Origin of the sequence: Paenibacillus apiarius (genome assembly GCF_017052585.1) — a bacterium.
Taxonomy (GTDB): Bacteria; Bacillota; Bacilli; order Paenibacillales; family Paenibacillaceae; genus Paenibacillus_B; species Paenibacillus_B apiarius.
On record NZ_JAFFHZ010000001.1, the window covers coordinates 2,721,798 to 2,734,312 of the forward strand.

A 12,515-nucleotide genomic window follows, 5' to 3' on the forward strand; every position below is an offset into this window, starting at 1 on the left:
GGCCATGAATTTATTAATCGTGGAAGATGAACCCCGCCTCCGCCACAGCTTAACGGACATGATGCCGTGGGATCAAGCGGGCATTACGGGAGTCACGGCGGCAGCGACTGCGGAGGAAGGGAGGCGCTGGCTTCAGGTGAAACGGCCGGACATTTTGCTCGTGGACATTCAACTGCCGGATGGGGACGGCCTCGCTCTGGCACGGCAAGCGGTGGAATGGAACACTGAGGTGAAGACGGTCATCTTGAGCGGACACGATCATTTTCCTTATGCGCAGGAAGCGCTCGCCTTGGGCGTCAAGCAATATTTGCTGAAGCCGGCGGGGCAGGAGGCGATTGTGCAGGCCGTCTCGGAGGCGGTCGCGGAGCGCCGCCAAGAAATTCAGCGCAAGCATGACTACGCTTCGCTGCGGCAGCAGTGGCATGACCACCTGCCGGTGCTGCAGCAGCGCACGCTGCGCTTGGGCATGGAAGCAAGCCTCTCTGCCGACATCTTCCGCCATCGGATGGCGGAACTGGGCATAGACTTTATGCAGGAGGAGCGCTATGCCGTCATGGTCATCGAGCCCGATCCGTTTCCAACCGAGCGGATGCAAGCGTTCGGCGAGGATATGGCGCTTATTCATTTCGCCGTCGGCCAGGTGGCGGAGGAGACGCTGAGGGCGATGGGGGCCGGGTCCGCTCTGCTGTGCCGTGACGTCGATAAGCCGATCGCCATTCTATTCCGGCACGCCCCTGGCGATAGCGCGGCGGCGGATGGCGATGCGATGATCGGCATCCATGCCATTGCCGGCAAGATGCTGGAACACATCAAGACGTCGCTCAAGCTGACGGCTAGCGCAGGCATCTGCTCTGGGCACGGGCGGATTGGGGAGGTGCCCCGTTTGTATCGGGAAGCTTGGTTCGCCCTGAACCAGCGGCTCGCACATGGGGGCGACATCGTCATTCCGTATCGGGAAGACGGGCTCGCCCGTACAGACGGCGATACGGCTGCTGCCATCCAGAGCGGGCCATGGGAGCGGGAGCTGGATATCGCGTGGAGCACGGGCGATGAGCAGCTTGCGACTGAGGTTGCAGAGGCTTGGATTGGCGCCGTGTGCGCAGTCGAGCAGACAGAGACGCTCAAGGAGCAGATGGTGTTCCTGCAATCCTGGATCGTCACGTGGATTCGCAAGCAGGGGTGGTCGCTGCACGAAGTCATGCAGGAGGACGCGAAATGGTTCCACCACGCCGCGGAACTGCGCACGAAGCAGGAATGGGGCGACTGGATGCGGAGTGCGGTGCAGCGCATCGGTGTGCAAGCAAGCATGGTCAGGCGGCGCGGCGGCAACCGGCTCGTTGCGGAAGTGAAGGAGCTGATTGACCGGGAGCTTCATACCGAGCTTACGCTGCAGGGGGTGGCGGATCGGCTCTTCATGAACGCCTCCTACTTGAGCAGACTGTTCAAGCAGGAAATGAACCGCCCGTTCTCTGCCTACTTGCTGGAGCGCCGTATGGAGCGCGCCAAGGAGGTGCTCTTCCAAGGGGAGAGGGTGTATGATGCCGCCTGCGCAGCCGGCTTTCGCGACGTCAGTTATTTTACGAAGGTATTCCGTAAATATTGGGGAGTCACACCTAGTGAATGGAAGCGGGGATAATGCAGGCAGAAGAGGGCGTGACGGCCATTTCGCATAGCCATCAATTTACCAGAAGAAGTCATGGCTCTCCCGTGTTCCTTGGGGCCGTCTTCTCGTACGCTATAAATGCGAGTTCAAAAAGTCGGCTTTTAACACACCGGGAAGGTTGCATGAACCCGAAGCACATGCTCTTCGAGGTTGAGCGGCAAGATTCGATGTCGAATTCGCTTCCCGGTACCTCGTGATCACAAAGGGCTTTTTGAACAATCTCTATAAGGGAAGGGCATGCATAGTCGAGAAAAGGATGGGGCTGATGGATATGCAAGAAATGGACAATGCTCCGCGATCGCCGACGCGCCGTTACTGGCGCAAGCTGTGGAGCGACGTGCGCAAGGATTGGGATTTATACATCGCGCTTATACCGGGCGTCGCCTTTCTTCTATTGTTCAAGTACACCCCAATGTATGGCGTCGTCATCGCCTTCCAGGATTTCAACATCTTCAACGGAATTTCGGACAGCCCGTGGGTCGGATTAGACCATTTCGCGCGGCTGTTCCAATCTTCGAAGTTTGCGCAGGTATTCTGGAATACGCTCATCATTTCCGTGCTGAAAATCGTGCTGCTTTTTCCGCTTCCGATCCTGTTGGCTATTTTGATGAACGAGCTGACGAAAATGTGGTTCAAACGCCCGGTGCAGACGATTATTTACATGCCTCACTTCTTGTCTTGGGTCATTGTCAGCGGCTTGTTCATCGACCTGCTGTCCATCAACGGAGGTCTCGTCAACCGGATGATTGAATGGTTCGGGGGAGAGCCAATCAAGTTCTTCCTCGACAACAGCGTTTTTCGTTGGCTGCTCGTCGGCACGGCTGGCTGGAAGGAGGCGGGCTGGGGCACAATCGTGTACCTGGCAGCCTTGAGCTCCATCGATCCGCAGCTTTACGAGGCGGCGAAGATGGACGGCGCGAACAAGTTCAGGCAGATATGGCACATTACGCTGCCAGGGCTTGTTCCGGTCATCCTGCTCATGTTCATCCTGCGGCTTGGCCACATGCTGGAAGCCGGTACGGAGCAAATACTCGTCATGTACAATCCGGTCGTCTATAACGTATCGGACGTCATCGGAACGTATGTGTACCGCACCGGTCTCGGTGAACAGAATTACAGCTTCTCGGCTGCTGTGGGCCTGTTCGAATCGGTTGTCGGCTTCATCCTCATCATGAGCGGCAATTATATTAGCCGGCGTGCGCTCAACCGCGGCATCTGGTAGAGAGCATGTTGCCCAGACCAATAGCGGTGCGCCACTATGGAAGAAAGGAGGCACGGCATGAAGACGGGACGAAAGAAGACGGCAGCGAAGCCGTCCACGATCCGCATGTCGGCGGGAGAACGGGTCTTTCACGGGATGAATTATCTCTTTTTTGCCCTTGTATCATGGACGACGCTGTTTCCGTTCCTCAATTTGCTCGCCAAATCGCTCAGCAGCGAAGAGGCGGTATTATCGGGACGCGTGTCCTTGTTTCCGGTCGACATTCAGTTCGGCACTTATTTGTATGTTTTGAGCGACTCCAAATTTATGAACGCTTTCATGGTATCCGTTGCGATAACGGCGGCGGGCACGGCTCTCGGATTAATTATGACGGTGATCGCAGCCTATCCCTTGTCCAAGCCGCGCTTGCGCGCACGCAAATTCTTCATTTTGATGTACGTGTTCACGATGCTGTTCAGCGGCGGCCTCATTCCCACCTACTTGCTTATGCACCGGCTGGAGCTGATCGATACGCTGTGGGTGCTCTTTTTGCCGAGCATGATTAGCGTGTTCAATATGTTAATCATCAAAAATTATTTCGAGTCGCTTCCCGATGAGCTGGAGGAGTCGGCCAAAATGGACGGCGCATCCAACCTGACGATTCTATGTCGCATTACCGTGCCTTTATCATTGCCGGTGTTTGCGACGATTGCGCTTTTTTATGCGGTCGGCTTCTGGAATGATTATTTTGCCTCCATGATTTACATCAACTCGCCAGAATTGAAACCGCTTCAGCTGTATTTGAAGGAACTGCTTATCCACTCCAACATCACCTATCAGGACGGGGGGCATGTGCCGAATATCGATGCCGTCATGAACACGACACCCCAGGCGATTCAAGCGGCTTCGATTCTCGTGGCAACCTTGCCCATCTTGCTCGTTTATCCGTTTCTGCAGAAGTATTTCGTGAAAGGGGTGTTAATTGGTTCCGTTAAAGGTTAATGGCATGAAGGATTGCTATAGCAGAACAAAAGAAAAGAGCGGAGGAATGTTCATGCGGCGTAATCAGATCTGGATATCGATCGTAGCGATTATCGCAGTGCTGTCGCTTATCGGCTGCAGCGGATCCAAGCCCGGCGAAGGAGCGGATGGCGGGGAAGGGGGAGGCAAGCAGCTGCGCCAATTAATGCCATTCGACCGGTTCGAGCCGAATGGCGACGCGGTCGCACAATATTTGAAGGAGAAAACCGGCTATTCGGTCAAATATGAAATGCTGCCGGCAGAGAATGCCGACGAGAAGCTGAATCTGCTTATGGCGAACAAGGAGGCGTACGACATCTTGAAGCTGGCTCCGGCACAGTATTACCAGCTCGTGTCATCCGGGGCGCTGGAGCCGCTTGACGATGTAATTGAGAAGTATGGGGCGAATATGAAGCAGGTCATCGGATCCGATTCTTGGGAAGGCGCGCGCTATAAAGGCAAGACGTATGCCATCCCCGAGACGGGAGGCGGCAGCGGAACGGCATCGTATGCGCTCGTCGTGCGTCAGGATTGGCTCGATGAATTGAATCTGAAGGCCCCGACCAATCTCGACGAATTCGTCACCGTACTGAGAGCTTTTAAGGAGAAAAAAAATGTAATCCCGTTGACGGGCGGTAAAGTACCCGTGCATCCTGATATCGCAAGCGTCTTTGGCTTAACGACGGCATGGCTGGAACGGGACGGCACAATCATTCACTCCGTCGAGGCGCCGGAGATGAAGGAATACCTCGCCTTCATGAGCATGCTGTACAAAGAGGGTCTCATCGACTCGGAATGGGGCATTAACACGGCGGATAAATCGATCGAGAAGGTGGCAAGCGGCAAGGCTGCGATGTACAGCCCGGGCTGGTGGGTGGCGCCGAACCTCGTGAACGCCTTGGCTAAGAATTTCCCGAAGGCGAAGCTGGAGATCATGCCGGTGTTGAAGGATAAGAACGGCGTGGCACGAGTAGGATCGGCTGGCAATACGATCAATTATTTCATTGCGGTGCCGAAGTTCGCCAAGCACAAGGAAGAGGCCGTCAAATGGCTAGACATGAAATTTGACAAGGACATCTTCAAGGGTATTGCCATCGGCGAGGAAGGCGTGCATCACAAGTTCGAGAACGGCGTCTATACGCCCATTATGCCGAAGTTCGCCGACGATCGCAGCAACGCGAGCGCGTTCCTGACGGGTGTGGACGAAAAGAACTACCCGATATACTGGCAGGCGCGTCTGAAGAAAAACCCGGTCGTGGAAAGCTACTTCGCCACATTCCAGAAGAATGCAGAGGGGCTGCTCGTCATCGATCCAATGAGCGCGGCGCCGCCGATTCCGGACATCTCTAAAAACGTGCAGCGGCTGAACAAGTACCAAGAGGACACGTTTATCAACTTCATCAGCGGGACGGAGCCGCTCGACAATTATGATCAGTTTCTTGCCGAATGGCGCGCCCAGGGCGGCGAGGAGATGGTGAAGGCCGCCAATGAGTGGTATGCCAAGCGCTAAAATAGTAAATGTGCGCAGGTGCGCATTCCGAAATAGCTAAGCAGGCGTGTCATGAGATAGAGATTGCACTGTCTGGCGGGTATCCGCTGGGCGGTTGCAGTCTCTTTAGTTTGAGAGCGCATCTCTTCCGGTGTTGCAGCCTCAGAAGGGTTGTCTTACACGGGGGATATATACCAGAAGTCTCCGTTTTGCTAAAATGTCAGAAATCATTCCTTTCTGGAGTCAATGGAACAGGTCATCAATATAACGAGGTGTTTGAATGAACGACGTGCCAATTACGGACTGCAAACAAAAAATCGGGGCTGAGGGGCCGCCTGAGCTGGATGAACTGGATGAGATGGATGACACCATGCTGGTACAGCGTGCGAAGCAGGGCGATCGGGAAGCATATGGCGAGTTGGTGCGCAGGCATCGGGCCAAGGTATATGGGTACGCCCGGTCTATCACGCAGGAGCCATTTCTGGCCGAGGACGTGGTGCAGGATGCGCTTATTCGGGCGTTCCTGCATATCGGTACGTTGGTGGATGCCGGACGGTTCCTGCCATGGCTGCATAGAATTGTGCGCAATCAGGCATACACGAAGCTGAAGAGCAAGCCGATTGCCCAAGAGCGGCCATTCACCGTCTTGATGCGGGGGATGGAAGAGGAGCCGGATGAGGGACAGTGGCACAGTCTCGATTACATTTTGCTCCGGCTTGCCCGTTCGGAAGCAGAACATAGCAAGCAGGAAGCAGCTCCCGAAGAGAGACTCATGCGCAAGGAACTGCTTGAGACGATTAGCGGCATGCTGCGGTGCTTGAACCCGAAGGAACGGCAAATATTCGAGTCCCATTTCTTCGATAATTTGTCTCCGCAGGAAATCGCTAGACTGTTTCATCTATCGGCTGCCAATGTATACCAAATATTATCCCGTTCCCGAAAAAAAGTCGTTCAGGAAAAAATCCGAGTTTCCGTTGATCACTATGTTATGAACAGGAAGGATATGGGATGCATGAAAACCAATCTGCTGCCTGACTCCGGCATGCTGGCCGAAACATTCACGTGGACGTCTGCGGCTTCTGCCCTGTACGGCCTGTTGTCCTATACGGACAAAAAGGAATCGCTTTCGAGGATTATGGGATTGAGCGGATATGCGTTCCGCATCAACATTTGCCCAGGCGATGTCAACATTGCCGGGCCGACCATTTACGATTTTAGGAAGATTTTGTCCCAAGGCTTGCGCAATCTCGGGTTCCAAGCCCGTATCGTCGATGTTGCGTCCTTGAAGCTTGGGCCGAACACCAATTTGGTGGATGCGTCCATGCTTACGCCGGAAGCGAAAACGAAACGAAAATTGCACGAGGCGCTTCCCGAAGCGCTCAACCTGATCCATGACTCCATTGATCGGGGCCTGCCCGTGCTGTCGTGGGATTTATTCGTACCTGAGTTCGGTCTCATCTATGGTTATGACGACGGCTCGCGAAAGTTTATGGCTGTAGAATGCGGCAATGAGGAGCATATTCCTTATGATCATTTGGGGCGGGGGATTCTCGAAGATTTATTCGTGCTGGCGCTTGATGAGCCCTATGCAATAGATGCACGAGGCCAACTGAAGGGAGCGCTGCAATTGATTCTGCATCATTATCACGGCAGGGAGGAACGAATTCACAACAACGTGCATGGCTTGGCCGCTTATGATGCATGGGTGGAAGCGTTCCGCGGCGGGAAGGTCGAACCGAACGGCAATTCCTATAATACCGCCGTCGTTCAGGACGCCCGGCAGTACGCGGCACAGTTCCTGAATGAACTAAGCGGGACGTGGCAGGGCGATGCCGCAGCGGATAAGCGCATCCGCAACATAAGCAAGGAGGCTGCTGGGCTATATGAGCACATGGCCGCGCAGCTTCAGGAATTGCGGCAACTGTTTCCGTTCCCTGCCGGGGGGGAACCGAACGATCCGGAGCAGGCTGAGCGCGCCATCGCGATTTTGCAGTCGGTCAAAGCGCTGGAAGAGCAGGCCATCGTCTTGTTGGAGCTGATGGATTCGGAATTGAGCAGATAAGGAAGACGGGAACACCCTTAGCAGAAGGGGGATCCCCGTTCTATTTTTGTGGAAATACGGAAGGAAAGCAGGACTCCCCGCTCGACACAAGCGCAAGCGGGGAGAAGCGGAGGCCGCTTAGACCGGACGGGTGGATGGCCATTGCAGCTCGATACCAATCTGCTGCAGCAGGCGCTGGTACGCTTCGAGATGTTGCTGCTCACTTCGCACTGCGCGCGGCGCGATGTCTTTGTTCAAGGCGTACGCCACAAGGGCGCCCGCCGATTCGCCAATGTTCCACTCGGCTGGATGCAGCCGGTAGCAGCCGTTGGTGATGTGGGTTGTGCCGATATTTTTGCAGGCCGGTATGAGATTGTCCATGCGCACGGGCAGTAGACTCCCAAGCGGAATTTGAAACGGCAGGGAAGAAATATCGATGTAGTTGTTTCCGCCCGTCGAAGGGTGAAGATCGATGCGGTAGCAGCCGATTCCGACCGAATCCGGGAACGTTTCCGCAGGCTTGCCTTGGCGGAAATCGGTTGAGATGTGCTGCTCCAAGACGGTGAATTCGGCTTGAATACGTCTCGATTCCCGGACGTAGGGGTACATCGCCATCCCGTCTGCCGTACCCGCGACATCGTGGCGGACTCTCAGGCCCGGATAACCGCAGCCTCCGTCATGCCGAGGCGCCTCAGTCTGCATCCAGTATAGCAGCGACAGGCTAAGCTGCTTCGCATCGTACAGATTCCGTTCTTTTTCAGCCTCGCTAACATCGATAATCGAGCCGAGCCAATAATCGTTCTGCGGCCAATTGACGACCGTCACGGCACGGGGAACGGCATCGGCGGCCTGGTCATACAACGCCGGATCGGTGATTTGCCGGTAATGGAACAGCGGGAACGACCCTTGCTCCCTAAAGAGCGAGTATTTCACCGGCTCCAGAGTGGACGGCTTGACACCGGTCCAGCTCAGCAGGCGATCCGGCCAGAAAGACGGCTTATATTGGCGCCAGAAATCATAGCGCTCAGGTTTGGCAATCGTATGGTCTTCGCCTGCTTCGTAATCGACGGCGAAGCAGTAAGTGATGCCCTGCATGTTTTGCGGCTCGGCCGCACCCGGAACGGCATGCGGTTCGCCGGTATCACGCTGCGATTCCGCGCCGGTAATGTACTCCGTGCCGGATAAGGCGAGCAAGTCGCCGCATTCGGTCGCATCGAGAAAATAGGGCGCCGTGCAAGCATATGCGTTTCCTGCCGCGTCCCGTACAGTGACGGCGCGAATGCGGTCGCCTTCGACCTCGGCGCTAACCGCGCGGCATTCGGTGCGGATGGTGAGCAGGCCGCTATGTACATATGGGAATAGCATCGTTTCCAGCACGTGCAGCGCAATGCGCGGATCGTGACACAAGCGGCTCACGTTGCCGTTGCCGGGGTTCAAACGCTGATTCGAGCGAGCCTTCGCGTTAAGCGGAAGATGATCCCGATAGTAGCGGCGTATTGCATTGCGGAACTGCCGGTACGTCTCCGTGCATCCGAACTGCTCAATCCACGGATGTTCGTCCGGGGGAACAAGCTGGCTTGTCAATTGCCCGCCGATTCGGGCAGTCTCTTCTGTGAGCAACACTGTCTTTCCCAATCGACAAGCGGCCAGTGCCGCAGCGCAGCCCCCCACGCCGCCGCCAATGATAACGAGGTCAGCTTTCCATTCAGACTTTTGTTGTGTCATAATATTCTCCTCCTCGCAGCATGTTTTCCAATCATTACCTATCATTATTATAAGAAAGCGGAAGGCAGCTGGATAGCGAATTTCTTTGCTATTTGTGGTAATTGGGATACGTATTTCCTTCATATGAAAACAAGACACGCTGGCCGGGGGGAATGAGGCCGTGCGTGTCCTGCCGTGGGCACCGGGGGAGTGGGTGCAGGAAGTTAGCTATATGAATGGTTGAGGGCGTTTATTGACGAATACGCTGCTCGACCTTGGCCGTCAGTTCTTTTTTCGACTTGATGAACTGCTCGACAAGCTCGTAGAGAGTGACGCCGGTATTAAGGGACTTTTTGTCCTTGAACGCGGCGTAGCCGTCTCCGCCCGCAATGAGGAAATCATTCGTCGCGACGCGATATGTTTTATCCGCAACAAGAGCTTCGCCTCCTACCTTAACGTCGGTGACACGGCTGCCCTTTGGCTGCTTCTTGTCGAAGGAGAAGGTCATGCCGCTAATTTGCGGGAAGCGTCCGGAACCGGAGTCGATCTCGCTTACGCCGTTCTCCAGCGAGGTTTTCAATTCATTGCCGCTCACTTCCACGACAGCTAGCGTATTCGGGAAAGGCAGCACGTCATACAGGTTGCGCTTCGTTATATCTCCGGCAAGGATGGATGTGCGGATTCCGCCGGAATTGGTCAGCGCCACATCCGCCTCGAAGCCTGGCATGCTGCGAGTCCGCTCCAGCATTGCATCTGTGATTAGATTGCCGAGGTTCGTTTCTGCTGCACGAATTTTGGTACGGTCTCCCTCAAGCTTAACCGCTGCCGTTGCGATTTTTTCATTCAAGAGCCCATCCGTCTTTTGCTTCAAGTCATCGCCCATCTTGGCAATGCCTGCATCCGGTTCGGTCTTCTCGTCATATTCAAGCAATCCGCCGGAGAAGTGGACAAGCGCGCCGTCATGGTAGAACAAGTCGACACGCCCGAGGGATTTGCTGTACTCCCAGTCCTGCACGATGTAGGTGCCGTTCACGAGCTCTGGCTCGGCAATGCGTGTATGGGAATGTCCACCGATAATCAGATCGACGCCTTGGACCTGCTTCGCGATTTCACGGTCTTCCGCCAAGCCGGAATGGGAGACGATAATGACATGATCCGCTTGCTTCTGCAGCCTAGGCACCCACTCCTTCGCGGCCTCCACTGGATTGGTAAATGTGAGCCCCTTCACGTTGTCCGGATGGGTGACGATTGGCGTATCCTCGGTAATGAGGCCGAGGAAGGCGAATGTTTTTCCTTCGATTTGCTTGATGACATACGGCTGGAGCAGCAGCTTGCCTTGTTCGTCGAACACGTTGGCGCCAAGCACTGGGAACTTGAACAGCTTGCTGGCCTTCGTCAGCTGCTGGTGACCGAAGTCAAACTCGTGGTTGCCGGCCACCATGAAGTCATAGCCGATGGCATTGACGAGAGGGGCAACCGACTCGCCTTGAGACAGATTAACATAGATGGTGCCTTGAATCATGTCACCCGCATCGATCAACATGGTGTTCGAATTTTCCTCCCGCAGCGACTTCATGAGCGTGGCCAGCTTGGCGTAGCCCATTTCTTTAGCTTTTTCATCATCCAGAATGTGGCCGTGCACATCATTCGTATGGCCAATCGTAACATGCAGCGTAATGGCATCGCCCAGCGCCTTGAAGAACTGCTCGCGGGTAATCAGGCCCGTCAGGCCGTTGTCGAACTGCAGCGAGAGTCCTGCCTTCTTCGCAATAGCTTGCAGCATGTCTGCGTCTGCAGGCTGGTGGATATGCTTCCATTGCTCTGCGCTTACGATGCTTTGCTGCTTGGCCCATGTGAGCGCCTTGGCTCCCCAATGCCGGATAGATGGATCGGCGGCTTTCACCGTTTGTTCCGTTCCTTGGACACGCGCCAGCATAACGACCGCTTCAGCCAGCGTAATCGGACGTTCCAGTGCCAAATCATCGTTCGATCCAGAAATAAAGCTCTTCTCCTGCATCCACTGAACGTGATTAATGGGCTGTAGGGGAGCGGCATATAACGACCCGGCAAAAATAGATGGTAAAAGTGCTGTCAACGCTGCGGATACGCCTATCTTTTTCATTCTTCCAACCGACCTCCGTTTTTTTGTTTCTATATGAGCTGCTGTAAATTGATCGTAGGACAAGGGGGGGCGGGGAACAATGCACGCTTTGTTAAATGGATACAAAATTTATGTAAAGACATGAGGCGGCGTATATAAAAAAGCTGTCCCCGTACACATTGATGCGGGGACAGCCTCTAGCTTTATTTATTTGTATTACAGCTCGTCGAAACCGTTCTCGTCGCCGACTTTGCCGTAATTGCGGGACTTCGCTTCGAAAAAGTCGGTCTTCGTCGCATTCAGCGCCTCGTCGGAGAACGGCTTAATCCACGGCATACAGTTGACATCTACGCCATCGTATGCTTTTTCCATGCCTATCAGGGTCAAACGGCGATTGGCGATATGCTTGATATAATCGCTCAGCTCGCGCAGGTCGATGCCGCGCACATTTTGCAGCGTATAATGCGCCCAGTTCGTCTCCAACTGCACGGCGCGGTCGATCGTCTCATAGACGAATTTCGTATTCGTTTCCGTGTTCAGTTCCGGGAAGTCGCGCAGCAGCTGCTTGAACACTTCGCCGAAGAAGTAACAGTGCTGATTCTCGTCACGCTGAATGTATGAAATCATCTGGCTGGTCGCCATCATCTTCTGATCGCGCGCCAGGTTGTAGAAGAAGGCGAACGTGCTGTAGAAAAAGATGCCTTCCAGAATCAAGTCCGCGACGAGCGCTTCAAAGAACGTCTGCGGCTTCGGGTTGTCGCGGAACGCCTGATAAATGTCGGCGATGAACCGGTTGCGTTCCAGCAGCACGCGGTCATGCTTCCAATATTCAAAGATCTCCTTCTGCTCTTGGTCGGAAACCAAGGAAGAGAGCACATAGGAATACGATTGATTATGAACGACTTCCTGCTGCGCAATGATGGCAGCGATGGCCTCCAAGGAGGAATCGGTGAAATATTTTTTCACATCTCCGACGAACATCGTCTGCATGGAATCGAGCACTGCCAGAAGCGAAATGTTAATCTTGAACGCGTTCCGCTCTTCGGGATCGAGCAGCGGGTATTGCTGCGCATCCTTGGACATCGGAATTTCATCCGCAATCCAGTGGTTGAGCAAGAGAACTTTATACAATTTATACATATGCGGCATGCGAATGTCGTCCCAGTTCAACACGCCGGAGCATTCTCCCATAATAATGCGCGTCGATTTGTTCGGCGCTTCTGTATTGAAAATGAGCTGACGGGTGAGATCGCGATCAAGTAGTGTCATCATGACTCTCCTTTTCTGATAAAAATG

General features: G+C 54.6%; 8 protein-coding genes. 5 read left to right on the forward strand and 3 right to left on the reverse strand.

All coding sequences use genetic code 11. From position 1 onward, the window contains the following. The first annotated feature begins 4 nt into the window (after nucleotides 1-4). The 5 genes from JSQ80_RS12460 (at nucleotide 5) to JSQ80_RS12480 (ending at nucleotide 7,435) form a co-directional block, all read left to right on the forward strand. Nucleotides 5-1,636 (forward strand): response regulator transcription factor, encoded by a 1,632-nt coding sequence (locus JSQ80_RS12460; protein ID WP_206095497.1) that lies wholly within the window; start codon nucleotides 5-7, stop codon nucleotides 1,634-1,636. A 292-nt stretch (nucleotides 1,637-1,928) separates the two neighbouring features. Then, nucleotides 1,929-2,885, forward strand: a complete 957-nt coding sequence (locus JSQ80_RS12465; protein WP_087432295.1) for an ABC transporter permease — start codon at nucleotides 1,929-1,931, stop codon at nucleotides 2,883-2,885. Nucleotides 2,886-2,942: 57 nt separating this feature from the next. Next, nucleotides 2,943-3,866 (forward strand): carbohydrate ABC transporter permease, encoded by a 924-nt coding sequence (locus JSQ80_RS12470; RefSeq protein ID WP_206095498.1) that lies wholly within the window; start codon nucleotides 2,943-2,945, stop codon nucleotides 3,864-3,866. Between the two features lie 52 nt (nucleotides 3,867-3,918). Further along, a complete protein-coding gene (locus JSQ80_RS12475) occupies nucleotides 3,919-5,394 on the forward strand; it encodes an extracellular solute-binding protein (RefSeq protein ID WP_206095499.1) in 1,476 nt (491 codons plus the stop codon). A gap of 259 nt (nucleotides 5,395-5,653) precedes the next feature. Continuing rightward, on the forward strand, nucleotides 5,654-7,435 hold the full coding sequence (locus JSQ80_RS12480) for an RNA polymerase sigma factor (RefSeq protein ID WP_206095500.1): 1,782 nt from the start codon (nucleotides 5,654-5,656) through the stop codon (nucleotides 7,433-7,435). 117 nt (nucleotides 7,436-7,552) lie between these two features. Here JSQ80_RS12480 and JSQ80_RS12485 read toward each other — a convergent pair whose 3' ends face one another. The 3 genes from JSQ80_RS12485 to JSQ80_RS12495 form a co-directional block, all read right to left on the reverse strand. After that, entirely contained in the window at nucleotides 7,553-9,139 is a 1,587-nt protein-coding gene (locus tag JSQ80_RS12485; RefSeq protein ID WP_087432299.1) for an FAD-dependent oxidoreductase, read from the reverse strand. 229 nt (nucleotides 9,140-9,368) lie between these two features. After that, on the reverse strand, nucleotides 9,369-11,240 hold the full coding sequence (locus JSQ80_RS12490) for a bifunctional metallophosphatase/5'-nucleotidase (RefSeq protein ID WP_206095501.1): 1,872 nt from the start codon (nucleotides 11,238-11,240) through the stop codon (nucleotides 9,369-9,371). Nucleotides 11,241-11,435: 195 nt separating this feature from the next. After that, nucleotides 11,436-12,488, reverse strand: coding sequence for a ribonucleotide-diphosphate reductase subunit beta (locus JSQ80_RS12495; protein WP_206097570.1), 1,053 nt, complete (start codon nucleotides 12,486-12,488; stop codon nucleotides 11,436-11,438). Nucleotides 12,489-12,515 lie beyond the last annotated feature (27 nt).